The organism is Actinoallomurus sp. CA-150999 (genome assembly GCF_050942425.1).
Lineage (GTDB): Bacteria > Actinomycetota > Actinomycetes > Streptosporangiales > Streptosporangiaceae > Actinoallomurus.
The window spans coordinates 7,979,744-8,004,932 of the sequence record NZ_CP192063.1 but is presented as its reverse complement, the minus strand read 5'-3'; the positions used below and the strand labels follow the sequence as shown (position 1 = coordinate 8,004,932).

The window sequence follows — 25,189 nt, the reverse complement described above, 5'->3', positions numbered from 1 at the left end:
CCCGGGTGTTCGTTCTGCTGGTCACGCCTCAGGTGCGCCGGATCTGTCTCGGGTCTCGACCTCGCAGGCAGCACACTCGCAGGCCGCTCGCCCGCGGGCCTCGCGCTCGCGGGCCGTCGTCATGAGGACCTCCTGACGTCGCGCCGTCTGCGCGTCCAGCCGGTCCCGCCACGAGTCCCGGGGGTGTCGTTCCAGCACCTTGAGCTGGAACGGTGTCATGTCGTTGGCGTCCTTCAGCACGTCGTAGCCGGCCACGGTCAGGATCTCGGCGATCGCGTCATGCATCGCGCGCGATGCCGTGCCCGAGAGCCTGATGGAGGGGTCGTCGGCCTGCCGGCCCTCGCTCAGGGCGTCCATGGCGGCGGAGCTCAGCGTGAAGTGCACCTGCCACTGGACGAAGACGCCACCGTCGCTCTCGTCGTCGAGCCGGTCGACGTACACGCGCGCACCCGCGGTCACCGACGGATCGGCGTCCGCCGGGATGACGGGCACCCCCGCGGCGGCCAGATCGTCCATTACGGCCCTGGCCAGTTCGGCACGCCGTGCCAGCGTTTCGGCGTCGGCGAGCTCCGGCATCCATGTCACCCCCTCATGATCGATGACCGGAGTCGGGACGACAAAGCTCCAGACGGTACGCCGGCGGGCCCCGCGGGCACTTCGTTCTTCCACAGGAGCGGATCGCCGAGCAGGTTGCGGGGGAGGAGACCGTCCGCACGGCCGCCGTGGGGAATCAGGTGGCGTTGGAGAGGGTGGATCGCGGGGCGGTCGCGCGCAGGTTGGTGATGATCGCGGTGGACTTGCCGGAGAGAGCGGCGGCGACGTACCGGTCGACGACCGGAAGCCGCGACAGCCCGAGGGCCGCCCGCCGGATATGCAGCTGCCGGGTCGTGGCGGGGATGAACCAGCGCGTCCCCTTCCGGGCCACCCGCTGCTTGTCGGTCACCACCGGCCGCAGCATCTGTTCGTAGCGCTCCAGGGCGGTCTCGACCGCATCGGCGCGGGACAGGTGCTCGGCGAGGACGTACGCGCCGGTGATGCCCAGAGAAGCTCCCTGACCGGCCAGCAGGGACACCGCATACGCGGCGTCGCCGATCAGCACGACACGGTCCCGGCTCCAGGTCGGCATCTCGATCTGGGCGACCTGGTCGTAGTACACCTCTTCCGGCGCCGGGCAGGCGGCCAGGGCACGCGGCACCATCCAGCCGAGCGTGCCGTACTCGTGGCGGATCGCCGCGCGTGGATCGGCCGGCAGCGCCGGGTCGGCGGTGCGATGCACGGCGAACACCGCCACGCGCCGGTCCTGCAGCCCGTAGAAGCCCATCTGCCGGTCGACGGTGTCGGTCAGGCAGAGCTGCCCGGTCACCTGGTCGTGGATGTCCGCGTCGTCGAAGGAGTACGCGGCCGTGTGGAACCCCAGGTACCGCAGGAAGTCCCGTTCGGCTCCGAAGACCTGGCGGCGGACGGTGGAGTGGATGCCGTCGGCGCCCACCAGCAGGTCTGCTTCGATCGTGCCGCCGTCGGTGAGGGTGACCGTGACGCCGTCGGCGCGGTTGCCGACGTGGGTGAGCGTGGTGCCGTAGCGCACCTCGACCCGGTCGGGGACGTGTTCGCGCAGCGCGCGTTCCAGGTCGGGGCGCATGATGCTGACCAGCCGGCCGTTCACGATCTTGGCGAACTGCGCGAAGCGCATCCGGGAGCGCGGACGTCCGTGTTCGTCCCGGTAGGTCATTTCATCGACGTGGTGTCCCAGCTCGCGGATGCGGGGCAGCACGCCCATGGCCTCGGCGGCGTCGTAGCCGGGCCCGAAGAAGTCGATCATGTAGCCCTGGGGGCGAGGGCCGGGAGCCTTCTCCACGACCACGACCTCCGCCCCGGACGCATCGAGACGCTGGGCGAGGGCCAGCCCGGCGATACCGGCTCCGCAGATGACCACCTTCATGAGATCTCCCTGTCCTCTCGTGCGAACTCGGTGGGCGCGACGAGGCGGCGCAGCACGGCCGTCAGGTCCGCGGCGTCCGGGCCTGGGAGGAGTGCGCGGTGCAGCATGATGCCGTCGATCGCGGCGGCCAGCACCGCGGCGGTCGCCTCGGGCGAGGCCACCTTGTGCTCGGCCAACCGGCCGGCGAACTGCCGACGGAACTCGATGACGATCTCGCCCAGCGATCGGCGCAGCTCCTCGTCGCGGCCGGCGGCAAGGTACGTCTCGGCGAACAGCAGTGACGTCGGATCCCGGCCGTCGTAGTCCTCGAGGAAGCCCACCATCATGCCGAGCGCCTCGTCCGGCGTCCGCGCCCCTTCCAGGCCCGCGCCCGCCTGCTCGAGCAGACCGCGCATCACCGTGAGGGCCGCCTCGGCCAGCAGCGCCTGGACCGATGAGAAGTGGTAATGCACCACGCCAGAGGCCACGCCGGCCCGCTCGGCCAGCACGCGGGTACTGACCGCGGTCCAGCCCCGCTCGGCGATCAACTCGGCCGCCGCCTTCAGCAGCCGCTGACGCACCTCACGGCCTCGATCCGCTGTCGTACCCATCGCATCGCACTCCTTGGTCGAACGCCCTGAGCGTTCGTTCTGGACGATCGACCAAAAGATAACACAGCCCCGCCGCCCGCCCGATGCGGGTGACCGCGAGAGCCGCTTTCGCTCACCGGGGTCACCGGAAGCAATAATCACCCTGTAGGCTGAATATTGCGAAGACAACAATCAGCGGGACGGGTGAATGATGTCCGGCGAACCAGCGGAGCACCGGGACGCCTTTGAGGCCGTCTTCAGTGCGTTGGCGCATCCGGCGCGGCGACGCGTCCTGCTCACGATCTACTTCAACGGCGGGTCGATGACCGCCGGTGAGATCGCGGCGGTGTTCTCGCATGCCTGGCAGACGACGACGAAGCATCTCCAGGTGTTGGAGGCGGCCGGCCTGGTCAGCAGCGAGCGTCAGGGTCGCTCGCGGATCTACCGGCTGGAACGCAAGCGGCTCGACCTCGTGAGTGAGTGGCTTGCCCACTTCTCCCGGCGACCTGACCATCAGGAGGGCAACTGACATGGCATCGATCGGAGCATCCGGGGACGTTCCGCGTTTCTTCCGGCTCAGCGTGGAGGTCGGCGACCTCGACGAGGCGGTCGACTTCTACGGCCGGCTGTTCGGCATCGAGGGGCGCAGGCAGGCCGGGGCGCGCGCGTACTTCGAGTGCGGGCCCGTCACCATCTCCGTGCAGGAGGTGCCCCAGCAGACGCCGCACCCCGCGGCGAAGGCGCTCTACTTCACCGTCGGCGACCTGGAAGCCGTCTTCGGGCGAGCGGAGACGCTGGGGTGCCTCTCGACCGAGCTGGTGCACGACGCCCCCGCCGGTGCGATCGCCGTACGCCCGTGGGGCGAGCGCTCGTTCTATGCCCAGGACCCGTGGGGCAACCCGCTCTGCTTCGTCGAGGAAGGCACCGTTTACCCGGGTTAGTACGCCAGTCGTACACCGCGATGTCGTGGGTTGTCGGCCGCCGGCGGAAACTCAGATGACCTCAGCGCACCATCTGCGTAGAGTCGGCCAGTGCCCGAGCTGCAGCGGCTGCGCGCCGGCCATGGCCCGGCGGTCCTGGCCTTCGAGCTGACGAACCGCGCCTACTTCGCCGCCTCGATCTCCGACCGCGGCGACGAGTTCTACGACCAGTTCACCGACCGGCACAATGCCTTGCTGGCTGAGCAGGAGGCCGGCGTCGGTGCCTTCTACGTGCTCGTCGCCGAGGACGGCTCGGTCCTGGGCCGGTTCAATCTGCGCTTCGTCGAGGACGGCACCGCCGAACTCGGCTACCGGGTCGCGCAGCACGTCGCCGGCCGTGGCGTGGCGACCGCGACCGTCCAGGAGATGTGCCGGCTGGCGGTGGCGCGGCACGGGCTGCGTACGCTCAGGGCGGCGACCTCCCACCAGAACGCCGCGTCCCAGAAGGTGCTGACCAAGGCCGGGTTCGTCCCGGTCGGCCCGGCCGACCCGGCGCATCTCGGCGGGAAGCAAGGCACCTGGTATCAGCGCGACCTCTCTTCTCGCGCATAACGGAATAGCCTGAGCGCGGCGGCCACGAACGACGCGACCAGCGGTCGGCGGTCCTGCTCGTTCCAGGCGAGCACGAGGCGGCTGGGTGGCGCGTCGGCAACCGGGATGAGGACCAGGCCGTCCGGGGCCAGTTCGACCAGGGAGCGGGGCAGCACCCCGATCATCCGGCTCGTCGTGATCATGTGGAACAGCTGGATCACGTCGGTGACCTCGGGACCAGTGCCGTCGCCCCCGGGGATCCCTTTCCAACGCGGCAGCGTCTCACCCTCCAGATCGGACATTCGCACCAGAGCCTGCCTGGCCAGGCGGTGGTCGGACGGGACGATGACCACGCGGTCCTCGGTGACCAGCGTCTCGTGGGCCAGGCCGCCCAGATCGTCGAACGGTGCGTAGAGCAGGCCGACGTCGGCCCGGCCGTCGCGCAGGAAGTCGGTGCGGTCGGTGGGGCCGCTGAACAGGATGTCCACCTGGCGGGCGTCGGGCTGGTGGGCGTACTCGGCCAGGAGCCCGGACAGCAGCCCGGCGTCGCCGCCGGGCTTGAGTACGAGCCGGAGAGGGGCCTGGGTGTCGCCGGCGCGCCGGGCGTTCCGGACGGCGGCGCTGACCGCGTTGAGCGCGTGCCGCCCGTGCTCCTGCAACGCCTCCCCGGCCGGGGTGAGCTCGACGTGTCGGCTTGAGCGGATGAACAGCGGGACGCCGAGCCGGGTCTCGATCCGCCGGATCGCCTTCGAGAGCGCCGGCTGGGCGATCGAGAGCCGGACGGCGGCCCGGCCGAAGTGCAGCTCGTCGGCGACCGCGATGAAGTACTCGAGCTCCCGGGTCTGCAGTTCAACCATGCCTCCAGGTTATCGCTGAAGATCCAACCGGTCTTGGACGTCAGCGGCGTTCGCCATCAAGAATCGATGCATGATCAATCACACGATGATCGTTTCCTTCGATCGGCCGCTGCCCGAAACCGAGCTCGACCAATACCTCGCGGATATCGAACGGGTCATGCTCGACGCCGGTTTCGTGCAGTCGGTCGTGGCCCGGCGGCACATCCCCATCCCCGGCGAGGAGGCCATTCCGGCGCTGATCGCGACCGCGATCGTGCAGGTCACCGTGGCCGACATCGACGCGCTGGCGAAGGGGTTCAGCGCGCCCGGCGTGCACGAGGTCATCGACCGCTGGCAGTCGCGGCACCCGTACAAGGTCGCCTGGGCGAACCACGAGGCACTGGTATGAGCGACGCTTCCCGAAAGGTGGGACTGGTCACCGGCGCCGGCAGCGGGATCGGCCGCGCGGCGGCGCTGGAGTTCGCCCGGAGCGGCGCCGCGGTCGCCGTGCTCGACATCGACGAGAGCGCGGCGACCGAGACCACCGAGATGATCAGGAAAGACGGCGGGGAAGCGCTGACCGTCACCGCCGACATCGCCGACGAACGCTCCGTGGAGGCGGCCGTCGAGCGTACGGTCACGGCGTACGGTGGCCTCGATTTCGCCGTGAACAACGCCGGCCTGGACTCGCACCACCGGCAGCTCGACCAGATGACCCTGGACGAGTTCGAGCGCGTGGTCCACGTCAACCTGGCCGGGACCTTCCTGTGCATGAAGTACGAACTGCCCGTCCTGCGGCAGCGCGGCGGCGGCGCGATCGTCAACATCGCCTCCAACGGAGGCCTGTACGCGATCCCCACCGCCCCCGCCTACGTGGCCGCCAAACACGGCATCGTCGGGCTCACCAAGGTCGCCGCGGTCGACTACGCACCGGACGACATCCGGGTCAACGCCGTCTGCCCCGGCCCGACCCTCACTCCCGGGTTCGAGAGGGTGGCGGCCGGCACCGACATGATCACGCGGCAGGCGGCGATCACGCCGCTCGGCCGGCTGGCCACGCCGGAGGAGGCCGCGGCGGCCGCGGTCTGGCTCTGCTCGGACGCCGCGTCCTTCGTCACCGGGATCGCGATGTCGGTCGACGGCGGACGGCGGGCATGAGGGTCATCGCGGTCGAGGAGCACATGGCCACCGAGGCGTTCCTGCGCGTCGCGCACGGCCTGGACGTCGTGCCGGGCGACGAGACCGAGATGGATCTGATGCGTACGGTGGAGAACCCTCGTGGTCTCCGCGCTCGGCTCGTCGATCTCGATGCCCGGCTGCGGGAGATGGACACGCTCGGACAGGACATGGCGGTGCTCAGCCTCAATCCGCCCGGGGTCCAGCCCTATCAGGCGGCCGACGCGGTGCCGCTGGCCCGGGAGTTCAACGACGCGCTGGCCGCGATCGTGCGGCGGCACCCGGGCCGGTTCGGCGGGCTGGCCGCGGTGGCGCCGCAGGATCCGGTCGCCACGGCCGCCGAGATCGAGCGGGCCATGGGTCCGCTCGGGCTCAACGGCATCATGATCTACTCGCACACCGGCGGGCGGTACCTGGACGAGCCGGAGTTCGCGCCGCTGCTGGAGGCGGCCGAGGCGAACCGGGCGCCGATCTACCTGCACCCGCGGGCGCCGAGCATGCTCGCCGCCTACCGCGACTACGGGCTGCCCGGGGCGATCTGGGGTTACCAGGCCGAGGCCGGGCTGCACGCCATGCGGCTCATCCTCAGCGGCACGCTGGACCGCCACCCGGGGCTGACCGTCGTGCTCGGCCACCTCGGCGAAGGCATCCCGTACTGGCTGCGGCGGATCGACAACCGGCACGCGTTCGCGACGCGGACGGTCGGGGCGGCCACGCCGATGCCGCGCCTGTCGCTCACGCCGAGCGAGTACTTCCGGCGCAACTTCGTGATCACCACGAGCGGCAGCCACCGAGCCGGTCCCCGACGCTACTGAGCCGGGGCCGATCAGCGGAACGTCCAGAACCGGGTCGTCCCAGACCCGCCCGTCGTGGCGAAGCTCTGCCCGTCGTGGGCGAACGTCACGGTTTGGTCCCGGTCGGAGTCACCGGGAAACGTCGCGGTGTTGCGCCGCGTCGGGACGTGCCAGAGCCGGATGTTCTTCTCGTCGGCGCTGACCAGGGTGTCGCCGTCCGGGCTGAACGCCAGGGCCCGGACCTCGCCCTGCACCTTGAGGGTGGTGTGGAGCCGGCCGTCGGTCGCGCTTCGGAGCTCGATCCCCCAGTAGCTGCCATTGGAGATCGCGATGGTCTTCCCATCCGGGCTGAAGGCGAGGCAGGGGATCTCGCTGCCGCTGGACGAGACCTCGACACCCTTGCCGTCCGAGACGTCCCAGAGGGTGAAGCGCCCGGACAGGTTCCGTACACCGGCGAGTGTCTTCCCGTCCGGCGAGAACGCCAGCGCGTTGGCGTAGTAGTCGATGTTCATCGGGACGGCCTTGTCGGTGACGGTGTCCCAGCTCTGGACGTATGGCGATCCGTTTCCGTCGCTGACGGCGAGGGACCGGCCATCCGGACTGAACTCGAGCGCCTGAACGCTCCGCACCTTGGTGAAGGACTTGCGGACCCGCCCGGACGCCACGTCCCGGAGGTGGACGGCTCCGTCCTCACCGCCGGTGGCGAGGGTCTTCCCATCCGGGCTGAGGACCATGGGCCGCCGAAAGGTCTTGGTGTCCTCGATCTCACGTGACGTGGCCTGTGCGGTGGACAGGTCCCAGCGCACGATCGACGAGAATCCCGCGCCCTGAAGGAGCCTGCCATCGGGAGAGAACGCCAGGTCCGACACGGCGACCTCCGAACTCGGCAGGATGACGGCCGTGGGCACGCCGATCGGGGTCTTCGGGACGTTCCGCCGCCTGTCGGCGGGTGCGTCCGAGGGCCACAGCAGGACCGCCGGTGCGGTGACGGCGGCGGTCGCCGCGACGGCCGCCCCGCCGAGCAGAACGGCCCGGCGGTTGAGCCGGCGCGGCGGTTCGGCGGCGAGCCCGGCCAGGACGGCCTGGACGTCCGGCCGCCGCGCGGCGTCCTTGTCCAGGCAGCGGACGATCAGGTCGCGCAGGTGCGGATCGGCGGTGAGGCCGGCCAGGTCGGGCGGCGCACCGACGATCTTGCGGACGATCGCCGGGATGGTCGTCGCGTCGAACGGGCCGCGTCCGAGCGCGGCGTAGGCGAGCACGCAGCCGAGTGAGAACACATCGCTCGCCGGGCCGGTGGCGTCGGCGCGCACCTGCTCGGGGGACATGAACGAGAATGTGCCGACGACCACCCCCGCCGAGGTCAGCGCGGTCGCGTCGGCCGCGCGGGCGATGCCGAAGTCGATGATCCGGGGGCCGTCCGGGGCCATGATGACGTTGCCGGGTTTGAGGTCGCGGTGGACCAGCCCGCACGCGTGGATCGCGGCCAGTCCCTCGGCCAGCCCCGTCCCCAGTCCGCGTACCGCGTGCGGCGCGAGCGGCCCCTGGCGCAGCACGACCTGCCGCAGGGAGGGGCCGGGGACGAACGCGGTCACCATCCAGGGCGACGCGGCGTCGGGGTCGGCGTCGACGACCTGCGCGGTATGGAACCCGCCGACTCTGCGGGCGGCCTCGATCTCGCGGGCGAACCGCCGGCGGAACTCCGGGTCGGCGGCGTACTGGGCGCGGACGACCTTCACCGCGACCTTGCGTCCGCTCGGCGAGGCCCCGAGGAACACCTCGCCCATGCCACCCGCGCCCAACCGGCCCTCCAGCCGGTACGGGCCGACCTGCCGGGGATCGTCACTGCGCAGCGGATCCACTGATCAGACCTTCCAGAGCGTCACGGTGCCGTCGGCCTTGGCGCCGCCCACACCCGCCACGGTCCGGCCGTCCGGGGTGAGGACGATCCTCTCGACGGCTTGGGAGTGGCCGACGAGCGTTGCGGTGAGCGCGCCGGTGGCGGCGTTCCACATCCGGACGGTCCGGTCGGAGCAGGCGCCGAGAACGGTCGAGCCGTCCGGTGAGAACTTCGCGTCCTTCACTGACGCCTCGCCCGCCTTGATGACGCGCACGGTGCGGCGGGTGGCGACGTCCCAGATCCGGACGGTCTGGTCCGCGCCGCTACTGGCCACCCGCTTGCCGTCGGGGCTGAACGCCACCCCGGTGACGCTGTTGGTGTGGCCGACGAGTTGGCCGAGCTTGCGCAGCGTCCGGCCGTCGAGAAGCTGGACGGTGCTTCCAGGAGGCTTCGAGTAGAAGCCGTCCACCGCGACCGCGACGATCTTGCCGTTCGGGCTGTAGGAGACCGCGTTGACGCCGCTGTGGCCAAGGTCGAACGTCGCCAGAGTACGGCCGCCGGCGGCGTCGAAGAGCCGGGCGCCGGGGTTGACGCCCACGATCGTGCGGCCGTCCGGGCTGTAGGCCACCGAGTTCAACCCGAATTGGCCGGTCCGCACGTTCACGTTGATACGGCCCGTGGCGGCGTCCCAGATGAGCAGGACGCCGGCGTTGCTGGCGGAACTGGCCACGAACCTGCCGTTGGGGCTGAACGCCAGCGCGCTCACCCAGCCTGTCTTGTCGATCGTGCGCAGGGCGCGCCTGGTGGTGAGGTCCCACAGCGTGATCGTGGCGTCCGAGCCGCCGGCGGCGAGGGTCCGGCCGTCGGGGGTGATGGCGACCTCGCTGAGGTTCTTGACGCCTTCGGCGGTGAGTGAACCGCTCGGGGAGATCAGACCGTTCGGGTGAGGTGGGGCCGCGGGCGGCGCGGCGGCCTTCTGCTCCCCGTCCCCCCGGATCAGGAGGAACCCGGCCGGGACGCCCACGGCGGCGACCGCCGCGACGGCCCCGGCTCCGATGAGCAGCGCCCGGCGGCCGACGGGGACCGGGCCGGTCGGCGCGACGCCCGAGGCATCCTGCCGCCGGTTCGCGACGAGCGTCGCGTTGGCGCGCGTGTCGACGGCGTCATCCGGCGGGAGCATCCGCGCCGGTCCCGGAGCGGGGGCGACGATGCGCTGCGGCCTGGTCGTGAGCGTGTCCACAGTGGGCCGCCGCACGGGGTCCTTGGCGAGGCACGCGGCAATGAGGTTGCGCAGGTCGTCGGGGAGCCGTGACAGGTCCGGCTCCTCATGCAGGACGCGGTGCACGATCGCCGGGATGGAGGTGGCGTCGAAGGGACCGTGGCCGGTTGCGGCGTAGGCGAGCACGCAGCCGAGCGAGAACACGTCGCCGGGCGGCCCGGGCGCCTCGCCCAGCACTTGCTCCGGCGACATGTAGGCGTAGGTGCCGACGACCACATTGTGAGAGGTCAACACGGTCGCGTCGGTCGCACGGGCGACACCGAAGTCGATGATCCTCGGCCCGTCCGCCGCCATGATGACGTTGCCGGGCTTGAGGTCGCGGTGGACCAGCCCGCAGGCGTGGATCGCGGCCAGTCCCTCGGCCAGCCCCGCAGAGAGCGCCCGGACCGCCTCGGAATCGAGCGGCCCACGCTCGACGACAGACTGCTGAAGGGACGGCCCGGGGATGAACGCGGTGACCAACCACGGTGATACGGCCTCGGGGTCGGCGTCGACGACCTGCGCGGTATGGAACCCGCCGACCCGGCGCGCGGCCTCGACCTCGCGGGCGAACCGCCGCCGGAACCGATCGTCCTCGGCGTGCTCGGCGTGGATGACCTTGACGGCGACGCGGCGGGCACCGGGCGAGATCCCCAGGAACACCTGACCCATGCCGCCCGTGCCTAGCCGGGCTTCTAGTCGGTAGGGGCCGATCCGCCGGGGATCGCCAGGGTGGAGGGGTTCCATCTATCACCCGTCGTTGGGCTCGGAGACGTCGTGGATTTTCTAGCAGACATGTATGTTCTTTCGACAGCGCCCTGGGCGCGGTGTGATGCAGTGCATGGACGCGACCGAGCACAGACCGGCAGGCCCGCGGCGACCAACCCGTCCAGCACCGCAGCGTTCCGCCTCCCCGGCTCGGCCGGGACTTCGCACAGCAGCCTCCCCCGATCCCGGCGGATCGGCTTGTTCGTCACCCCCGGCGCCCCATCGCTCATCGGATCCACTGGTCACGATGGCGACGCCGCCACCAAGTGTTTTGGGTCGTCTACTCAGGTAAGAAAATTTTCGCCTGAGTAGACGGACCTTAAATAGTGGGCACCCCTGGGGAGTCTGATTCGCCGGATTCGCTGGGTCGGCTTTTCGGCTCGTGTCGTCGATCATTCGGCGTGCCTCGTCGGGATACTTTTTAATCAGTACGTTGAGCCGCGCCAACTCGGCGATGTACGACACGCCGCCGTACGGTGATGAGCGCAAGGCGGCGTAGAACTCCTCGACCGAACGCATCAGTCGGGTAATGGCGTCCGGTGTGGCGTCGTCGGACATCGTTCACTCCGGCCTGACGACATGGACGATCATCGTGACGGCCTTGTCGATCTCCTCGGCAGGGCAGATGGGATCGCCCCACGACCACCACCAGTGCAGTTGCTCCGACGCGTCCGGCATGCACCGGATGATCTCGGCGAGCATCCCGGCGCCCGGAAAGCCGACGCGGATCCGCGTCGGGGCCATCTCCTCCGCCGTGAGGCCTGCCGCGCCGCACGCCATTGAGAGGCGCCGGCACAACTCGTGGACGTCTTCCTGACCCTTTGCCGCCATCATGATCACCATTTCGCGTTGCCGGAATTTCCCATCCAGATTGACGCGTGCCGTTTACGCTGTGGAAGCGTTCCGGTCACCATTCCGGAATCCGAAGACGGCGCGATGATCCCTGGGGCCGCGCTGAAGCGACCCTGAATTCGGGCAAAGGAGATAACTCGAATGAACCAGTACTACACCCCACAAGCCATATGGGGCCGCGAACTACGCCACTACCGCAAGGCCGCCTCCCTCACTCAGGCCCAGCTCGCAACGAAGATCTTCTGCTCGGAGTCCCTGATCAGCTCCATCGAGACCGGCCAAGCACCCGCCAGGCCCGAGTTCGCCAAAGACGCCGACGAGGCCCTGGACACCGGCGGCGCGCTGTCCCGCACCCTCGATTGGCGCAAGGGCGCCCCGGCCTACCCGGCGTGGTTCGTCGACTGGATCCCGGTCGAAGACGGGGCCGTCCAACTCCGCGTCTTCGAGATCGACCTCGTACACGGACTACTCCAGACGCCCGACTACGCCCGCGCACTCCTGGGCGGAGACGAAGCGGCCGTCGAGGCGCGTCTACTACGTCAGAGCATCCTCACCAGAGAGGACCCACCTCCACCGGCGCTGTATTGCGTCCTCGACGAGAGCGCGCTACGACGAAACGTCGGCGGCGCGAAAGTGATGTACGAGCAACTCCAGCACCTCCTACTCCTCGGCGATCGCGACAACATCAACATTCAAATCGTTCCCAGCCGAGCTCACCGGGGCCTTCGCGGGCCCTTCGCCGTGGCTACCTCGGAAGATGGGAGTGAGGTCGCGCATGCAGAGAATGCCTTCGGCGGAGCGGTCTCCACACGACCGGAAGATCTCGCTACGGTGGTTACGTCTTGGGAAGCGATCCGGACCGAAGCGCTGCCCGCGGATATGTCGAAAGAGCTGATCCGCCGAATAGTCGAGGAGCTGTGGACGACGTGAGCGATCTGGAATGGCGCAAGTCCACTCGCAGTAACGACACGGGAGGAATGTGCGTCGAGGTGGCCGAGTGGCGTACGTCCCGTCGTAGCGACGACACTGGAGGAATGTGCGTAGAGGTCGCCGTGGCGACGAGTTAACGCAGGCCTTCGGGGTCGGACAGCGCTCGGCTCCAGGCGTCCTCGAAGGCGGACGCGTCGATCTCCATTGCGGAGTACTTCGGGTCGTAGAGGTCGAGGGGTGGGTTGATCGGCCAGTCGCCGGACTCCGTCTTGGTGCCGGGGCCGTCGCCGGTGAGGGCCACCTGTCGGAGCCATCGGCCGTCGGGGCCGAACTCCACCAGGTATCTGCCGTCTTCGTCCTCTTCATCAGGCATGTCGAGGTAGACGCGGTCCCGGCCGATGAGGGCTCCGTAACCGGGCTGGTCCCGGTAGCCGTTCCGCTGGTCCCGTAGCGCGGTGAGCGCCGAATCGAGCGACGGCGCGTCGATGTCGACCTCGTCGAGGGACCACGTCTCCGCCCGTGACACGGCGTCGGGGTCGCCGACCACCTCGACCTCGGCGAACGTGTCCACGATCTGCTGCGCCGACGAGGCCCGGATCCACCACCAGAGTCCGCCCATCCCATAGTCATGGAGGACGAGGTACCGGGACTTCGCGGGCACAGGCGATTCGGTCACGCCGCCGACCATATCGATCTCGAGGACCGCCTCCGACTTCCGCAGCGACGTGCGCGATCGGCCGTGCGTGGCGTCAACGTGCGAACTTCTCGATGGCCGCCGGGGTGACGGGCGTGAAGAAGTTGACAAGATTGCCGTCGGGGTCGCGGAACAGCAGCGACCGATTGCCCCAGGGCATCGTGGTGGGCTCGGTGACGAAGTCGGTGACGAAGCCGGTCAGGTTCTGGTGCACGCGGTCCACGTCGTCGACGAGGAATTCGGTGATCACGCTGTGGTTGTCCGCGGGGCGGGCGGAGCCAGGGGCGAACAGCGGAACGGTGCGGGTGCCGGCGACCGCGAGGGTGGCGCCCGGGGTCTTGAGTTCGGCGAAGTCCTCGGTGGCCCAGATCGCCTGCACCCCTGTAGCTCGCTCGTAGAACTCGACGAGGCGCGCGACGTCGCTGGTGATGATGCGGATCGAGACGAATTCCATGGGGATCTCCTTGGCTGCTGGAATCACTGCGCTCCGCAGGCTAGGCGAAATAGTGGACAGAATCGGTCTTGTATTCGCGTAGGTTGTGGACATGTCTCGACCCGCCGGCCGCGTGCTGACACTCCTGGAGCTGCTGCAGTCGGGCGGCACCCGGACGATGGCGGAACTCGCCGATCGGCTCGGCGTCGAAGGGCGCACCGTGCGGCGGTACGTGGACCAGCTGATCGACCTCGACGTGCCGGTGGAATCGGTGCGTGGCCGCTACGGCGGGTACCGGCTCGCCGCCGGGTATCGACTGCCTCCGCTCATGCTCAGCGACGACGAGGCGCTGGCCGTGCTGCTCGGCCTGATCGCCGGCCGCCGAGCGGGCTTGACGACGGAGTACACGGCAAGCGAGACGGCATCGGCCAAGATCCGGCGGGTGCTGCCCAAGCACACCGCCCAACGGCTCGACACACTCCTGGAATCGCTCGCCTTCACGGACCAGGCCGGTGAGCTCGACACCCCGGACACCGGGGTCCTGCTCACCATCACCGATGCGGTGAGCCACCGCCGACCGGTCTCGATCCGCTACACCGACCGCGACGGCCGGCGCAGCGAACGCACACTGCACGCGTACGGGATCGTCGCCCACTCGGGCCGGTGGTACGTCACGGGCAAGGACGCTCGAAACGGCGAGGACCGAACCTTCCGGCTCGATCGCATCGCGGACGCGAGGACTCTGCCCGGCTCATTCGAAGCGCCCGTCGGTCCCGGTCCGGCACAGCGCGTGTTGTCGGGATTCGCCACGGCCGAGTACCGGCATGAGGTGACCTTGCGGATCCACGGGACGGTCGAGCAGATCCGCGCCCGTCTTCCCGCCGGCGTCGCGATCCTGGAGGAGCACGAACCCGCGGCAGGCCAGGACCGCGAGCCCGCGGCAGGCCAGGACCGCGCGGCCGAGCGCTGGCTGCGCGTCGAGCTGCGGGTGGAGCGGCTCGACTGGTTGCCTCCGGTACTCGCCGCACTCGACCGGCCGTTCGTCATCGAGCGCCCCGATGAACTGCGCGATCTCGTCATCGCGCTCGCTGATCGCCTCGCGTCCTTCGCCCGCCAAGCCTGACAGCGAGGAACCAATGTCATGAGATGGCACGACTAGCATCGATTCCGTACCCACGAGGGCGTCCGATCGCTCCGTGCGGAGCGCGACCAAGGAGCCACGACCGCGATGACGACCAACCCGCTGATCCGGCAGGAGTGCGCTGCGACCGTCCTCGGCGGCCCGACCGTCGTCATCGACCTCGGCGGCTTGCGGATCGTCAGCGACCCCACGTTCGACCCGCCCGGTCCGCACGGATACCTCACCAAGACCGCCGGGCCGGTCGCGACGGAGGAGCAGGTCGGTGCCGTCGACCTCGTCCTGGTCAGCCACGAGGCCCACCCGGACAACCTCGACGACCGCGGTCGTACCTTCGCGCTGTCCGCCCCGCTGGTCCTGACCGGTCCCCGCTCCGCCGACGCACTCGGCTCCCCGGCCGTCGGCCTGGCCCCCTGGACGAGCCGCTCCCTGCCTCGCCCGGACGGCGGCGGCGAGTTGACCGTGCTCGCGGTCCCGGCCGTCCACGGCCCCGAGGACGGCGAACGCGACGCCGACGGCAACGTCAACTGCGAGGTCATCGGCTTCGTCCTGTCGGGACAAGGCCTGCCCACCGTCTACATCAGCGGCGACAACGCCTCGATCCGTACCGTGGCCGAGATCTCCCGCCGCGTACCGGCCGTCGACGCCGCCGTGTTGCACGCCGGAGCCGCTCGGGTGGCCGCGAAGTTCGGCGGGCGACCCCTGTCGATGGACGGCCGCCGCGTCGCGGCCGCCGCAGCCGTCCTCGGCGTCGACGTGGTCGTCCCCGCCCACTACGACGGCTGGACTCACTTCTCCGAAGGGCGCGACGACCTCGAACTGGCCTTCCGCGAGGCAGGCCTGTCCGCCCTGCTCAACGCCACCGAGCACGGCTCTTGGACGCCCTTGCGCCGCGGCTGACGGATCGGTGAGATCGGCGGCTGCGCCGCAGCCGTTGAGCATGCCCTTCACGGAACGGCGCGGGGACTGCGCCGGGTGCGACGGCACCGCCCGCCTCGGCTGACCGCCCGGTCGTGACCCGGCGGGATCGCCGTCTCAGGGGCGCGGGGTCAGGAGCGTGAAGGCCTGGTCGATGAGGGCGGCGCGGTCGGCGGTGCCGTCTGAGCGCAGCCACTCGCGGGCGACCGCGTCCAAGGCGGCGCCGCCGGCGGCGGTGAGCAGGTCGGCGGTGAAGGCGTCGAGGGGCGCGGCGGGGCGTTCGCGCAGCGCGGCGGAGATCCGGTCGCGTAGTTCGTCGCGTTTCTGGTGCAGGCGGGCGCGCAGTGCCGGGGTCGTCTCGATGAGGCGCAGGCCGGTCAGCTCCCGCTGGGCGGCGTGGATGCGCGGCTCCCAGTCGCGCAGCACGGCGTGCAGGCACGCCCACGCGTCCTCGTCGCCGGGCCGCGCGCGGATGTCCTCGGCGATCTGTTCGGCCAGCTCGTCGACGTCACCGAACAGCACGTCCTCCTTGGTGGGGAAGTAGCGGAAGAAGCTGCGCCTGGACAGGCCCGCGGCGGCGGCGATGTCCTCCACCGTGGTCCGCTCATAGCCGCGTTCGACGAACAGCCCCAGCGCCAGCTCGGCCAGCTCGGCCCGTACCGCGCGTCGTGTCCGTTCCCGCAACCCCGTCGTCTCCGCACGTGTCATGCACTGAGGATAGTTTGTGGCACGGGGGGATGATTTTGGCACTGAGTGACGTATTCTGTCGCCGTCGACGTGATCACGGATGTGAGGAGAGGACCCATGCACGGCAAGACCGTCCTGGTGACCGGCGGCACAGCGGGGATCGGCAAGGAGACCGCACGGGGCCTGGCCCGCCTCGGCGCCGACGTGATCCTCGTCGGACGAGACCCCGATCGAGCGAAGAACGCCGCCGACGAGCTCTCGCGGGAGGCGGCCGGCGAGGTCATGGCGCTCCCCGCGGACCTTTCGGACCTGGCCGGGCTGCGGCGTCTCGCCGAGCAGGTCGCCGGGCGGTACGACCGCCTCGACGTCCTGGTCAACAACGCCGGCGGCGTGTACCCCGAGCGGCGGCTCACCCGGGACGGCGTCGAGGCCACGTTCGCGGTCAACGTCCTCGCCCCGTACGCCCTCACGTGCCTGCTGCTGCCGCTGCTGCGGTCGGCGGACAGGGCGCGGGTGGTCAACCTGACCGGCGGCCTGCCCGACGGGGCGATCGACCCGGACAACCTGCAGGGCGAGAAGACGTTCCTCGGCTGGACGTTCACGCAGTACAACCACACCAAGACGGCGCTGATGGCGATGAGTCACCGGTTCGCCTCCCTGCTGGGGGAGGAGGTGACCGTCAACGTCGCCTACCCGGGGCACGCCTCCACGCCCGGCAACAGGGCGATCCCGATGCGGGCGTTCCCCTATCTCTACCGGCCCGTCGCCCCGCTGGTCAGGCTGCTGGGGCCGCTGCTGCTGTCGGACCTGACCAGGGCCGCGCGCTCCAGCATCCATCTGGCGTCCAGTCCCGAGGTGGAGGGCGTCACCGGTGCGTACGTCGACGCCCGTACGCGCCGAGCGTCCTGGCCGACGGGTGCGCTCGACGCGCGAGGGCAGGAGGCGGTGTGGGCGCTGTGCGAACGCCTCAGCGGGCTGAGCCCGGCGTGAGACCCAGGAGCCACGTGCCGCCGGTCAGGCGATGGTCGTGACGCCGGCCGGCGACCCGAACCAGGCCGCGAGCGCGTCCGCGAGACCCGTACGGTCGGCTGGGCCGTCGTGCGACGCCGCCCAGGCGACGTATCCGTCGGGGCGTACGAGCATTGCGGCCGGGTCATGGGACGAGCCGCCACGTGCGCGGACGACCCGTACCCGATCGACGTATCCGTCGGCGGCCGAATGCGTCCAGGTCGAGTCGGTCAGGTCGAGCAGCACTCCTCGGCCCTCCCGCAGGAGGGCGCGGCCCGCGTCGTCCGGGTCCACGGCGGGCATGAAGCGGCCGACCAGGGGATGCGCCGACTCCGGGGCGTGGTCGATGTCCAGGCCGTTGGCCATCTCGACGAAGTGCCGCTTGGCTTCCGGGACCGCCAGCGCCTCGGACATCACCTCGCGCAGGGCACCCGTCTGCGGGCCGGGGCGCATCAGGGCCACCTGGGCGCGGGTGTTGCGCAGTACGCGCGCCGCGACGGGGTGCCGTTCGGCGGTGTAGGTGTCGAGCAGTCGTTCCGGCGCGTGGCCGCGGACGACCAGTGCGAGCTTCCAGCCGAGGTTGACCGCGTCCTGCAGGCCGAGGTTGAGGCCCTGGCCGCCGATGGGGGAGTGGACGTGTCCGGCGTCGCCGGCGAGCAGGATGCGGCCGCGCCGGTAGGTCTCCGCGTGGCGGGTGTTGTCGCTGTACCGGATTCCGGCGTCGAGCCGAGTGACGGTCGCCTCTTCGCCGCTCACCCGGCAGATGCTGGCCTGCATTTCTTCCGCGGTCATCGGCGTGTCCCGGTCGCCGGGGCCGCCGTCGAACTCGATGGTGGCGATCTCGCCGGGCACCAGTGACAGGTTCAGCAGTCCGCCGGGGCTACGGAAGGACGAGGTGAGGGCGTCGGGGTCGGCGACTTCGGCGACCGCGGTGCGCCCGGTCATCGTCGGAGGCGTGCCGGGGAACGCGATGCCGGACCGCTTGCGCACCGTGCTGCGGCCGCCGTCGCACCCGACCAGGTACGCCGCGCTGAGGGTCGTGCCGTCGGCCAGCACGGCGCGCACACCGGCGCCGTCGTCGGTGACGTCGACGACCTCCTGGCCGGTCCGGATCCGTACGCCGAGCGCGGTGGCGTGGTCGGCGAGGATCTGCTCGAGCACATGCTGCCGGAGCATGACGTAGTCGGCCGGGTCTCCCGTCGTGTCCTCCAGCAACGGCAGACCGCTGAAGTGCCCCCGCGTGAGACCTTGCCGGACGGCGCTTACCAGGAGGGCGACGAGGTCGGCGTGGTCCGGCCGGCTGTCGGCCGCCAGCCGGTCGAACATCGCCCATTGGGCCGCGAGCAGCGGTTCGGTCAGCCCGCGCAGCGCCAGCGTCTGGCTGCTGCGGGTGTTGATCGACCGCAGTCCGAGGCTGCGGGTCCGGCGTTCGGCGCCGTCCGCCGCCTCGAGGACGAGCGGATCGACACCCCCCAGTTTCAGTTCCGCGGCCAGCAACAGGCCCGTCGGTCCGCCACCGACCACGATGACATCGGTCATGAGAACGCTCCTTACTTACGGCGTATGCTTACGGCGTAAGTAGAGCACGTACGGTGTAAGTTCTGTCAAGCCGAACGAGGAGGACCAGGAACCGGATGGCACGACGCGAGCCGCTGAACCGCGAGAAGATCCTGGACGCCGCCCTGGCCCTGGCCGCCGAGGAGGGCCTGGACGGGCTGTCCATGCGGAAGCTGGCCAAGTCCCTGGGCGTCGAGGCGATGTCGCTCTACAACCACGTCTCCAACAAGGCCGACATCCTCGACGGCATCGCCGAGCGGGTGTTCGGTGAGATCGACTGCCCCGACCCCGCCCTACCGTGGCCGGACAGGGTGCGCGCCCTCGCGCTGAGCATGTACCGCGCGTTCAGCCGCCACCCCGTCATCCCCCTCGCGCTGGCCACCGACCAGGCCAACCCGACGTCCGAGACGGCGCTGCGGCCGCTCGACGCCCTGGTCGGCGCCCTGATCGAGGCCGGCTTTCCCGACGACGACGTCCGCCGCATGCTCACCGCCGTCAACAGCGTGATCTTCGGGTCGCTCCTGCTGTCCACCGCCGGGTTCACGGTCGACGACTGCGCCGAGGCCGGTGGCATGCAGGTCGACCTGTTCGCCCGGCGGATCGACCCGGCCCGCCTTCCCCACTTCAGCCGCCTGCTGACGACCCTGCCGGCCGCCGACCCCCAGGTGGACTTCGAGCGCGCCCTGGACGTCCTCATCACGGGCCTCGTCGCGGCGGCACCCGGCGGCGCCCCGAAATCACCGGCGTGACGCCCGTACGGACCGTTGCTCTCAGACCAGCAGGAGGGTCTTTCCCACGGCAGTGCGGTCTTCGATCGCGGCGTGTGCGTCGGCGGCGCGTTCCAGAGGGAAGGTCTGCCCGATGATCGGCCGGATGAGCCCCGCAGCCGCTTTCGACATCATCCGCTCAGCCCACCCCACCACATGAGGTCCAAAATCGAAGAGCTGCTCGATGCCTATCACTTCCACGTTCTTCTGGCGTGCCACGGCGGGATCGATGATCGTGGCCTCGCCGCTGGAAGCGCCGTGCACTGAGAAACGGCCGCCATGGGCCGTCACCTCGAACGCGGCCCGCCCGATCTCCCCTCCGACGCCGTCGAACACCACGTCCGGTCCCGCACCACCGGTCGCTTCGAGTACACGCTTGGTCCAGCCTGGTTCGGAGTAGTCGACCACGGCGTCGGCGCCCAGATCCCGGACCAGGTCGAGCTTGCGCGATCCGCGGGCGGCTCCGACGACCCGCGCGCCTGCCGTAAGGGCCAGCTGCACCAGCAGGCTGCCGACGCCACCGGCCGCCGCTTCGACCAGCACCCATTCGCCGGGACGGACGTCGGCCCTCTCGGTCAGCCCCTGCGCGGTGCTGCCATCGCTGTGCAGCGCGATGGCCTCCGGCAGGCCGAGCCCGTCCGGCACCGGAAACAGGTCCTCGACCGCGGCCACCGCTCGTTCGGCGAAACCACCGGTCTCACCCGTGCTCGCGATGACACGCCGTCCCGACCACGCCGGATCCACCTGGGATCCGACCGAGCCCACCCGGCCCGCCACCAGACCGCCCGGCACGTAGGGCACCTCTGGCCGGGCATGCCATTTGTCGGTGCCTCGCCGGATCTGCGTCTCGACGAACGTCACGCCAGCGACCGCCACCTCGACCACGACCTGGCCTGGCCCGGCCACCGGATCCGGCGCCTGACCCGGCACCAGAACCTCGGGACCCCCGAACCGTGTCACCCGAACCACCCGCATACCGCTCGCTCCTGAGTGTTGCCAACGCGGACACTCAGAGCATGCAACCTCAACCATTATTTAGGTCAACCAGGGTGCTGACCCGGAGGCCGCCGCTCGCCATCGAGGGTGATCCAGAAGCGATCTTCGTCGTGGCATGGACGGTCGGGTACTCCGCCGTTGGCGAGAATCACCCGGCGCGATGCCTCGTTGTCCCGAGCGCAGGTGAGGAGGACTAGGTTGAGGCCGAGTCTTCCGCACTCCGTCAGCCCGGCCGCGAGCATTCGGGTCGCGTGTCCCCGCCGACGCCACGGCGTGACGACGTGATAGCCGACGTGGCCGCCGACCTCGGTCAGTTCCGGTGTCAGCCGATGCCGGACGATGAGCGTGCCGAGGTAGTGCTCTCCGGAGACGTACCAGAAGGTCGTGCACGGGACGCCCCAGCGGACCTGTACGCCGCGCCGCTGGTCGACGAAGGCGTTGAAATCGTCGACGGCAGGGTCGAGCCACTCGGTGGATCTTCCTTCCACCGAGCAGTCGGCTCGTTCACCCGCCAGGAACGACTCACGTACGGCCGTCGTCGGCCAGAGCAGGCGCGGCGGCTCGGGAAGTTCGGTCATGGTCTCCGATCGATCAGTGGCGGATGAATCCCTTGAAGACGTCGCCCTCCGTGGACAGGTAGTTGTCGCGGTAGTTGAAGCGCGGGCAGTCGGAGAACATCAGGTACCAGTACTTCATATTTTCCGACCACCAGTAGCCGGAGGTCAGGTCGCCGAGCTTCGGGGGCGTCGTCGTGACATCCGCGACGATGGTCCAGCCGTTGGCGACGCGGGAGTAGCGCTTCTGGGTGAGGTAGTAGTCGTAGGCGCGCTCCCGGTACACCTCCTTGCCGGTGATCAGCCAGAGGTTGAACGCCGAGTCGACGTACTCCGGGCGTAGCTGGTTGCCCTTGTCCGTGGCCATACCAGTGCCGTAGTCGTAGCCCTCGGGCAGCAGCGGATAGGTCTTCAGCGCCGACGTCCACGCGTCGAAGTACGCCTCGCCGTCGCGCAGGTGGCCGCTCTGGCCCAGCAGGCCGGCGTAGAAGGCGGTGAGCTCGGAGGTCTCGCGGCCGAGGGACGCGCCGGTCGCCATGTCCGCCTTGTGGAACCACAGGTGACCGCCGTACTGCTCCTTCTCGTTGCGCAGGATCGCGGCGGTGAGCGTGTCGTACCAGTGCTTGAGATCGCGGTCGCGGAACAGGTCCCAGCCGTCCCACAGGTACTCGAAGAACGAGTCGACCGGCGGATCGACCCGGGAGGAGGTGTCGGTCCAGGCGCCCGTCTCGATGTTGAGGCCGCTGCCGACCAGGTCCAGCGGCGAACGCCGGTCGTACACCGCCTTCAGCGCCTTCTTCGCGGCGTTGTAGTAGCGGTCGTCGTGGACGAGGCGGGAGAGGGTGCCGAACTCGGCGATGATCGTGCCGATCTCGGCGAGCACGTTGACGTTGCCGCTGATCTTGCCGGTGTGCGGGTTGACCAGCCGGTACGGCATGCCGGTGGGCGACGTCGTGAAGCAGGGGAGCAGGACGTCGGCGATCTTCTTGGCGTTGTCGAGGAGGGTCTTCTCGCCGGTGGCCAGGTATCCCGACAGCAGGCCGCCGACCATGCGGATGTTGGTCTCGAAGACCTGGACGTCCGCGTTGACGCCCGCGAAGTCGAGGTTGTCCCTGATCCAGCCGATGCCGTCGGCGAGCTCGTCGTCCAGGCCCATGAGGTAGAGGGTGCCGAGGGCCTCGACGATCGAGAGGCCGACCGGGTGGTTCTTGTCGAAGAACTCGCTGTACCCGCCGCTGACGGGCAGCAGCTGGTCATGGCCCCAGGCGTAGCGCCGGTAGGACTGCCAGGCGTGCCGGAGCTCGCTGCGGACGTCGTCCGCGACGGGGTGCCAGTTCCGGGAGGGGCGTGCGGGCGCGGCGGCGCTCGCGACACCGCCGGGAAGGGCCGTCGCGGCCAGACCGCCGAGGGTGAGGGTGCCGAGGAAGGCTCTGCGGGAGAGGGGGCTGGGGGCTCTCATCGTTCACCGCCTTGGGGGATGACAACGTTGTCGTCCTATCATTCCGTGAGGCGTGTGACGACCTCTGTGACCGATGTCGGCCGCTGAGGTGTACGGGCGGCGCTGACTCGGCGGCGGTCGGCTCTCCGACCGCGGCCGCTCAGCGGGTGACCGGATCGGCGACTCCCGGGGATCCGACGGCGGCCGCTCAGCGAGTGACCGGATCGGCGACTCCCGGGGACCCGACGGCGGCCCCGGAAGAGGCGCCCAACGACCCGGCGACGAGGATGACGAGGAGGGCGAGGACGCCGCCCGCGCCCGCCACCGCGAACGCCGCGTGGACGCCGCCCGCGTCGCTCGCCAGCCCGGCCAGCGCCGCGCCCGCCGAGCTGCCGACCCCGAACGCCGTCACGAGCCACGCGAACGCCTCCGTCACCGTGCCGCGCGGCGCGAGGTCGTCCACCAGCGTGAACGAGCAGGCCAGTACCGGGGCGAGGAACACGCCGCTGGCCACCGCCAGCAGCGGCATCACCAGCAGCCCGGGCGCCCATGCCAGAGGCAGGTAACCGGCCGCGAGCCCCGCCATCAGCAGGACCAGCCGCCGGTACGCCGGGCCGGTCCGGGGCCGCAGCCCGTACAGGATCCCGCCGATCAGTGCCCCGGCGGACATGAGCGTGAGCAGGAGCCCGGAGGCGTACGAGACGTGGCGCGCGTCGGCGTAGGCGACCGCCGCCACGCTGATCACCCCCAGCGACACGCCGACGCACGTCAGCGCGATGATCAGGACCCGCATCCCGGAGGAGCGCAGCGGCCCGGCCCAGTGCCCGCCGCCCGGCTCGCCTGTCCACGCCCGCGAGGGCCGGGACGTGGTGACGACGAGCGTGCCCGCCACCCCGAGCGCGCCGGTCAGCAGCAGCGCCGCCCCGGTCGAGACGGCGGTGGCGGCGATCACGAGCAGGGGGCCGGCCGTGAACAGCAGCTCCTGCGCCGCCGCGTCCAGCGCGTACGCGGCCTGGACCTCGGCGGGGCCGTTCAGGACGGACGGCCACAGCGCCCGGAGTCCGGCCTCGAGGGGCGGCGTGGCGAAGCCGGCCAGGACGACCGCGGCCGTCGCGACCGCCGGCGACCGTACGCCGAACACCGTGAGCAGCGCGAAGCCCGCCGCGGCGGCCATGGCCGCGGAGGCGAGGATGCGCGGCTGGCCGTACCGGTCCATCGCGCGCCCGAGCACGGGCTGACCCGCCGCCATGGCCAGGCCGTACACCGCCGACAGCACGCCGGCCAGCGTGTACCCGCCGCCGTGGGCGCGGGCGAACAGCACGATCGCCAGCGGCCCCATGCCGTTCGGCAGCCGGCCGAGGAGGGTGCCGCCCAGCAGGCGAGCCGCGTACGGCTTCCGCAGGAAGTCGAGATAGGAGCGCATCGAACCCTCGTCATACGTATTACTAACCCGTCCGGTCATACGTATCACCGATCCGCGCGCAGGTCTAATCTTTTGTCGTGCCCAAGAGACCGACCAGCCGAGACGTGGCCCGGGCCGCCGGAGTCTCCCAGTCCACCGTCTCGATCGTGCTGGCCGGAAAGGCCGAGGGCCGGGTCAAGCCCGAGACCCGGCAGGCGGTGCACGAGGCCGCGCGGCGGCTCGGCTACCGCCCCAACCTCGCCGCCCGCAACCTGCGCCTCGGCCGCACCCGTACGGTGCTGCTCGTCGTCCCCACGCTGACCGGCCCCGTGTTCGGCCCCATCTACGCCGGCGCGGCCGAGATCGCCGCCGCGCGCGGCTTCGGCCTGGTCGTCCACCCCTGGCCCGACGACGCCGGCCCGGCGCGCAGCCAGGTCGACACGCAGGCCATCGAGGGCGTCCTCGCCTCCTCCATCGTCGGCGGCCTCACCGACTTCGACGACCTGCCCGTCGTCGTGATGGACAGCGACCCCGCCGACCCGGCGCCGACCATCAACTTCGACGTCGCGGGCGGCATGCGCGCCATCGCCGGGCACCTGGCCGAGCTCGGGCACCGCCGGATCGGCCACCTCGCCGCCGCCGTCGACGCGTGGACCTTCCACGAACGGGGCGCGGCGCTCGCGGACGCCTTCCCCGGCTCACGGGTCCGTCACAGCACGCCCATCGACGTGGCCGCCGCGCGTCAGACCGCCCTGGAGATGCTCGACCGACCCGACCGTCCGTCCGCCGTCGTCTGCGACGACGACGTCATCGCCGCCGGCGCGTACAAGGCGGCCCGTGCCCTGGGCCTGGACATCCCCGGCGACCTGTCCGTCACCGGCTTCGACGACGTCCTCCTCGCCACCGCCCTCGAACCCGAGCTGACCACGGTCCGGCTGCCCGCCGAGCGACTCGGCGCGACCGCCATGACCGCCCTCCTCGAACTCCTCGACGGTCGTCGCCCGCCCGACGCCTCCCTGCCCGGCGAACTCATCGTCCGCGCCTCGACGGGCCCGCCCGCGCATACGCACCCGAAGTAGCAGCAGATCGGTGTAGACGGCGTCTCCGGCAGAGCCCGTAGTCGCCGC

At 70.5% G+C, this 25,189-nt stretch carries 28 protein-coding genes; 13 read left to right on the top strand and 15 right to left on the bottom strand.

What is annotated here, in order from left to right:
• Positions 1–21: 21 nt before the first annotated feature.
• The 3 genes from ACQP2O_RS37025 to ACQP2O_RS37015 all read right to left on the bottom strand — a co-directional run bounded on the left by ACQP2O_RS37025 (position 22) and on the right by ACQP2O_RS37015 (position 2,529).
• Positions 22–585: a hypothetical protein gene (locus ACQP2O_RS37025; RefSeq protein ID WP_433173423.1), complete on the bottom strand. Its 564-nt coding sequence runs from the start codon at positions 583–585 to the stop codon at positions 22–24.
• Positions 586–730: 145 nt separating this feature from the next.
• Positions 731–1,939 (bottom strand): FAD-dependent monooxygenase, encoded by a 1,209-nt coding sequence (locus ACQP2O_RS37020; RefSeq protein ID WP_433173421.1) that lies wholly within the window; start codon positions 1,937–1,939, stop codon positions 731–733.
• Positions 1,936–2,529 carry a TetR/AcrR family transcriptional regulator gene (locus tag ACQP2O_RS37015; RefSeq protein WP_433173419.1) on the bottom strand — a complete coding sequence of 198 codons (594 nt, stop codon included), beginning with the start codon at positions 2,527–2,529 and terminating at the stop codon, positions 1,936–1,938. The genes ACQP2O_RS37020 and ACQP2O_RS37015 overlap by 4 nt, the downstream gene beginning before the upstream one ends.
• A gap of 190 nt (positions 2,530–2,719) precedes the next feature.
• Here ACQP2O_RS37015 and ACQP2O_RS37010 point away from each other — a divergent pair, with 190 nt between their 5' ends.
• The 3 genes from ACQP2O_RS37010 to ACQP2O_RS37000 all read left to right on the top strand — a co-directional run bounded on the left by ACQP2O_RS37010 (position 2,720) and on the right by ACQP2O_RS37000 (position 4,040).
• On the top strand, positions 2,720–3,037 hold the full coding sequence (locus ACQP2O_RS37010; protein WP_433173416.1) for an ArsR/SmtB family transcription factor: 318 nt from the start codon (positions 2,720–2,722) through the stop codon (positions 3,035–3,037).
• Position 3,038: 1 nt separating this feature from the next.
• A complete protein-coding gene (locus ACQP2O_RS37005) occupies positions 3,039–3,449 on the top strand; it encodes a VOC family protein (protein WP_433173414.1) in 411 nt (136 codons plus the stop codon).
• Positions 3,450–3,539: 90 nt separating this feature from the next.
• On the top strand, positions 3,540–4,040 hold the full coding sequence (locus tag ACQP2O_RS37000) for a GNAT family N-acetyltransferase (protein WP_433173412.1): 501 nt from the start codon (positions 3,540–3,542) through the stop codon (positions 4,038–4,040).
• On the opposite strand, the gene ACQP2O_RS36995 is transcribed toward ACQP2O_RS37000, so the two are convergent.
• On the bottom strand, positions 4,013–4,876 hold the full coding sequence (locus ACQP2O_RS36995; protein ID WP_433173410.1) for a LysR family transcriptional regulator: 864 nt from the start codon (positions 4,874–4,876) through the stop codon (positions 4,013–4,015). The genes ACQP2O_RS37000 and ACQP2O_RS36995 overlap by 28 nt on opposite strands.
• A 70-nt stretch (positions 4,877–4,946) precedes the next feature.
• Here ACQP2O_RS36995 and ACQP2O_RS36990 point away from each other — a divergent pair, with 70 nt between their 5' ends.
• From ACQP2O_RS36990 to ACQP2O_RS36980, 3 genes are read left to right on the top strand one after another with little or no spacing between them, the layout of a single operon-like run.
• Positions 4,947–5,264, top strand: coding sequence for a hypothetical protein (locus ACQP2O_RS36990; protein WP_433173408.1), 318 nt, complete (start codon positions 4,947–4,949; stop codon positions 5,262–5,264).
• Positions 5,261–6,013 (top strand): SDR family NAD(P)-dependent oxidoreductase, encoded by a 753-nt coding sequence (locus tag ACQP2O_RS36985; RefSeq protein WP_433173405.1) that lies wholly within the window; start codon positions 5,261–5,263, stop codon positions 6,011–6,013. The genes ACQP2O_RS36990 and ACQP2O_RS36985 overlap by 4 nt, the downstream gene beginning before the upstream one ends.
• Positions 6,010–6,846: an amidohydrolase family protein gene (locus ACQP2O_RS36980; RefSeq protein WP_433173403.1), complete on the top strand. Its 837-nt coding sequence runs from the start codon at positions 6,010–6,012 to the stop codon at positions 6,844–6,846. The genes ACQP2O_RS36985 and ACQP2O_RS36980 overlap by 4 nt, the downstream gene beginning before the upstream one ends.
• An 11-nt stretch (positions 6,847–6,857) precedes the next feature.
• Here ACQP2O_RS36980 and ACQP2O_RS36975 read toward each other — a convergent pair whose 3' ends face one another.
• From ACQP2O_RS36975 to ACQP2O_RS36965, 3 genes are all read right to left on the bottom strand, one after another.
• Positions 6,858–8,684, bottom strand: a complete 1,827-nt coding sequence (locus tag ACQP2O_RS36975) for a WD40 repeat domain-containing serine/threonine protein kinase (protein WP_433173401.1) — start codon at positions 8,682–8,684, stop codon at positions 6,858–6,860.
• Between the two features lie 3 nt (positions 8,685–8,687).
• The gene (locus ACQP2O_RS36970; protein WP_433173399.1) at positions 8,688–10,667 is read right to left on the bottom strand and encodes a WD40 repeat domain-containing serine/threonine protein kinase; all 1,980 of its coding nucleotides are present in this window, start codon (positions 10,665–10,667) and stop codon (positions 8,688–8,690) included.
• Between the two features lie 582 nt (positions 10,668–11,249).
• Entirely contained in the window at positions 11,250–11,519 is a 270-nt protein-coding gene (locus tag ACQP2O_RS36965) for a hypothetical protein (RefSeq protein ID WP_433173397.1), read from the bottom strand.
• 162 nt (positions 11,520–11,681) lie between these two features.
• On the opposite strand from ACQP2O_RS36965, the gene ACQP2O_RS36960 reads away from it, so the two are divergent.
• Positions 11,682–12,470, top strand: coding sequence for a helix-turn-helix domain-containing protein (locus tag ACQP2O_RS36960; RefSeq protein WP_433173395.1), 789 nt, complete (start codon positions 11,682–11,684; stop codon positions 12,468–12,470).
• The gene (locus ACQP2O_RS36955; RefSeq protein ID WP_433173393.1) at positions 12,458–12,607 is read left to right on the top strand and encodes a DUF397 domain-containing protein; all 150 of its coding nucleotides are present in this window, start codon (positions 12,458–12,460) and stop codon (positions 12,605–12,607) included. The genes ACQP2O_RS36960 and ACQP2O_RS36955 overlap by 13 nt, the downstream gene beginning before the upstream one ends.
• Here the strand turns inward: ACQP2O_RS36955 and ACQP2O_RS36950 are convergent.
• Both ACQP2O_RS36950 and ACQP2O_RS36945 read right to left on the bottom strand, forming a co-directional pair.
• Positions 12,604–13,146, bottom strand: coding sequence for a hypothetical protein (locus ACQP2O_RS36950; RefSeq protein WP_433173391.1), 543 nt, complete (start codon positions 13,144–13,146; stop codon positions 12,604–12,606). The genes ACQP2O_RS36955 and ACQP2O_RS36950 overlap by 4 nt on opposite strands.
• 73 nt (positions 13,147–13,219) lie before the next feature.
• Positions 13,220–13,618, bottom strand: coding sequence for a VOC family protein (locus ACQP2O_RS36945; RefSeq protein WP_433173388.1), 399 nt, complete (start codon positions 13,616–13,618; stop codon positions 13,220–13,222).
• A 91-nt stretch (positions 13,619–13,709) separates the two neighbouring features.
• On the opposite strand from ACQP2O_RS36945, the gene ACQP2O_RS36940 reads away from it, so the two are divergent.
• Complete coding sequence (locus ACQP2O_RS36940; RefSeq protein ID WP_433173386.1) at positions 13,710–14,720, top strand: helix-turn-helix transcriptional regulator; 1,011 nt, start codon at positions 13,710–13,712, stop codon at positions 14,718–14,720.
• A 105-nt stretch (positions 14,721–14,825) separates the two neighbouring features.
• The gene (locus ACQP2O_RS36935; protein WP_433173384.1) at positions 14,826–15,635 is read left to right on the top strand and encodes an MBL fold metallo-hydrolase; all 810 of its coding nucleotides are present in this window, start codon (positions 14,826–14,828) and stop codon (positions 15,633–15,635) included.
• Between the two features lie 135 nt (positions 15,636–15,770).
• On the opposite strand, the gene ACQP2O_RS36930 is transcribed toward ACQP2O_RS36935, so the two are convergent.
• A complete protein-coding gene (locus tag ACQP2O_RS36930; protein WP_433173381.1) occupies positions 15,771–16,361 on the bottom strand; it encodes a TetR family transcriptional regulator in 591 nt (196 codons plus the stop codon).
• A 96-nt stretch (positions 16,362–16,457) separates the two neighbouring features.
• On the opposite strand from ACQP2O_RS36930, the gene ACQP2O_RS36925 reads away from it, so the two are divergent.
• Complete coding sequence (locus tag ACQP2O_RS36925) at positions 16,458–17,330, top strand: SDR family NAD(P)-dependent oxidoreductase (RefSeq protein ID WP_433173379.1); 873 nt, start codon at positions 16,458–16,460, stop codon at positions 17,328–17,330.
• 24 nt (positions 17,331–17,354) lie between these two features.
• Here ACQP2O_RS36925 and ACQP2O_RS36920 read toward each other — a convergent pair whose 3' ends face one another.
• Complete coding sequence (locus tag ACQP2O_RS36920) at positions 17,355–18,887, bottom strand: FAD-dependent monooxygenase (RefSeq protein ID WP_433173377.1); 1,533 nt, start codon at positions 18,885–18,887, stop codon at positions 17,355–17,357.
• A 95-nt stretch (positions 18,888–18,982) separates the two neighbouring features.
• On the opposite strand from ACQP2O_RS36920, the gene ACQP2O_RS36915 reads away from it, so the two are divergent.
• Positions 18,983–19,654 (top strand): TetR/AcrR family transcriptional regulator C-terminal domain-containing protein, encoded by a 672-nt coding sequence (locus tag ACQP2O_RS36915; RefSeq protein WP_433173375.1) that lies wholly within the window; start codon positions 18,983–18,985, stop codon positions 19,652–19,654.
• A gap of 21 nt (positions 19,655–19,675) precedes the next feature.
• Here ACQP2O_RS36915 and ACQP2O_RS36910 read toward each other — a convergent pair whose 3' ends face one another.
• The 4 genes from ACQP2O_RS36910 to ACQP2O_RS36895 all read right to left on the bottom strand — a co-directional run bounded on the left by ACQP2O_RS36910 (position 19,676) and on the right by ACQP2O_RS36895 (position 24,083).
• The gene (locus ACQP2O_RS36910) at positions 19,676–20,647 is read right to left on the bottom strand and encodes a zinc-binding dehydrogenase (RefSeq protein WP_433173373.1); all 972 of its coding nucleotides are present in this window, start codon (positions 20,645–20,647) and stop codon (positions 19,676–19,678) included.
• Between the two features lie 65 nt (positions 20,648–20,712).
• Positions 20,713–21,246 carry a GNAT family N-acetyltransferase gene (locus tag ACQP2O_RS36905; RefSeq protein WP_433173371.1) on the bottom strand — a complete coding sequence of 178 codons (534 nt, stop codon included), beginning with the start codon at positions 21,244–21,246 and terminating at the stop codon, positions 20,713–20,715.
• Positions 21,247–21,259: 13 nt separating this feature from the next.
• Positions 21,260–22,681 (bottom strand): glycoside hydrolase family 47 protein, encoded by a 1,422-nt coding sequence (locus ACQP2O_RS36900; RefSeq protein ID WP_433173369.1) that lies wholly within the window; start codon positions 22,679–22,681, stop codon positions 21,260–21,262.
• Positions 22,682–22,868: 187 nt separating this feature from the next.
• Positions 22,869–24,083: an MFS transporter gene (locus ACQP2O_RS36895; protein ID WP_433173367.1), complete on the bottom strand. Its 1,215-nt coding sequence runs from the start codon at positions 24,081–24,083 to the stop codon at positions 22,869–22,871.
• Positions 24,084–24,160: 77 nt separating this feature from the next.
• Here ACQP2O_RS36895 and ACQP2O_RS36890 point away from each other — a divergent pair, with 77 nt between their 5' ends.
• Positions 24,161–25,141, top strand: coding sequence for a LacI family DNA-binding transcriptional regulator (locus tag ACQP2O_RS36890; RefSeq protein WP_433173365.1), 981 nt, complete (start codon positions 24,161–24,163; stop codon positions 25,139–25,141).
• Positions 25,142–25,189 lie beyond the last annotated feature (48 nt).

What these genes read in the sequence shown, in the direction of transcription:
- ACQP2O_RS37020 (WP_433173421.1), bottom strand. Translation starts at nt 1,939, where the DNA reads ATGAAGGTGGTCATCTGCGGAGCCGGTATCGCCGGGCTGGCCCTCGCC.
- ACQP2O_RS37015 (WP_433173419.1), bottom strand. Translation starts at nt 2,529, where the DNA reads ATGGGTACGACAGCGGATCGAGGCCGTGAGGTGCGTCAGCGGCTGCTG.
- ACQP2O_RS37010 (WP_433173416.1), top strand. Translation starts at nt 2,720, where the DNA reads ATGTCCGGCGAACCAGCGGAGCACCGGGACGCCTTTGAGGCCGTCTTC.
- ACQP2O_RS37005 (WP_433173414.1), top strand. Translation starts at nt 3,039, where the DNA reads ATGGCATCGATCGGAGCATCCGGGGACGTTCCGCGTTTCTTCCGGCTC.
- ACQP2O_RS36995 (WP_433173410.1), bottom strand. Translation starts at nt 4,876, where the DNA reads ATGGTTGAACTGCAGACCCGGGAGCTCGAGTACTTCATCGCGGTCGCC.
- ACQP2O_RS36990 (WP_433173408.1), top strand. Translation starts at nt 4,947, where the DNA reads ATGATCAATCACACGATGATCGTTTCCTTCGATCGGCCGCTGCCCGAA.
- ACQP2O_RS36985 (WP_433173405.1), top strand. Translation starts at nt 5,261, where the DNA reads ATGAGCGACGCTTCCCGAAAGGTGGGACTGGTCACCGGCGCCGGCAGC.
- ACQP2O_RS36980 (WP_433173403.1), top strand. Translation starts at nt 6,010, where the DNA reads ATGAGGGTCATCGCGGTCGAGGAGCACATGGCCACCGAGGCGTTCCTG.
- ACQP2O_RS36970 (WP_433173399.1), bottom strand. Translation starts at nt 10,667, where the DNA reads ATGGAACCCCTCCACCCTGGCGATCCCCGGCGGATCGGCCCCTACCGA.
- ACQP2O_RS36965 (WP_433173397.1), bottom strand. Translation starts at nt 11,519, where the DNA reads ATGGCGGCAAAGGGTCAGGAAGACGTCCACGAGTTGTGCCGGCGCCTC.
- ACQP2O_RS36960 (WP_433173395.1), top strand. Translation starts at nt 11,682, where the DNA reads ATGAACCAGTACTACACCCCACAAGCCATATGGGGCCGCGAACTACGC.
- ACQP2O_RS36945 (WP_433173388.1), bottom strand. Translation starts at nt 13,618, where the DNA reads ATGGAATTCGTCTCGATCCGCATCATCACCAGCGACGTCGCGCGCCTC.
- ACQP2O_RS36940 (WP_433173386.1), top strand. Translation starts at nt 13,710, where the DNA reads ATGTCTCGACCCGCCGGCCGCGTGCTGACACTCCTGGAGCTGCTGCAG.
- ACQP2O_RS36935 (WP_433173384.1), top strand. Translation starts at nt 14,826, where the DNA reads ATGACGACCAACCCGCTGATCCGGCAGGAGTGCGCTGCGACCGTCCTC.
- ACQP2O_RS36930 (WP_433173381.1), bottom strand. Translation starts at nt 16,361, where the DNA reads ATGACACGTGCGGAGACGACGGGGTTGCGGGAACGGACACGACGCGCG.
- ACQP2O_RS36925 (WP_433173379.1), top strand. Translation starts at nt 16,458, where the DNA reads ATGCACGGCAAGACCGTCCTGGTGACCGGCGGCACAGCGGGGATCGGC.
- ACQP2O_RS36920 (WP_433173377.1), bottom strand. Translation starts at nt 18,887, where the DNA reads ATGACCGATGTCATCGTGGTCGGTGGCGGACCGACGGGCCTGTTGCTG.
- ACQP2O_RS36915 (WP_433173375.1), top strand. Translation starts at nt 18,983, where the DNA reads ATGGCACGACGCGAGCCGCTGAACCGCGAGAAGATCCTGGACGCCGCC.
- ACQP2O_RS36910 (WP_433173373.1), bottom strand. Translation starts at nt 20,647, where the DNA reads ATGCGGGTGGTTCGGGTGACACGGTTCGGGGGTCCCGAGGTTCTGGTG.
- ACQP2O_RS36905 (WP_433173371.1), bottom strand. Translation starts at nt 21,246, where the DNA reads ATGACCGAACTTCCCGAGCCGCCGCGCCTGCTCTGGCCGACGACGGCC.
- ACQP2O_RS36900 (WP_433173369.1), bottom strand. Translation starts at nt 22,681, where the DNA reads ATGAGAGCCCCCAGCCCCCTCTCCCGCAGAGCCTTCCTCGGCACCCTC.
- ACQP2O_RS36895 (WP_433173367.1), bottom strand. Translation starts at nt 24,083, where the DNA reads ATGCGCTCCTATCTCGACTTCCTGCGGAAGCCGTACGCGGCTCGCCTG.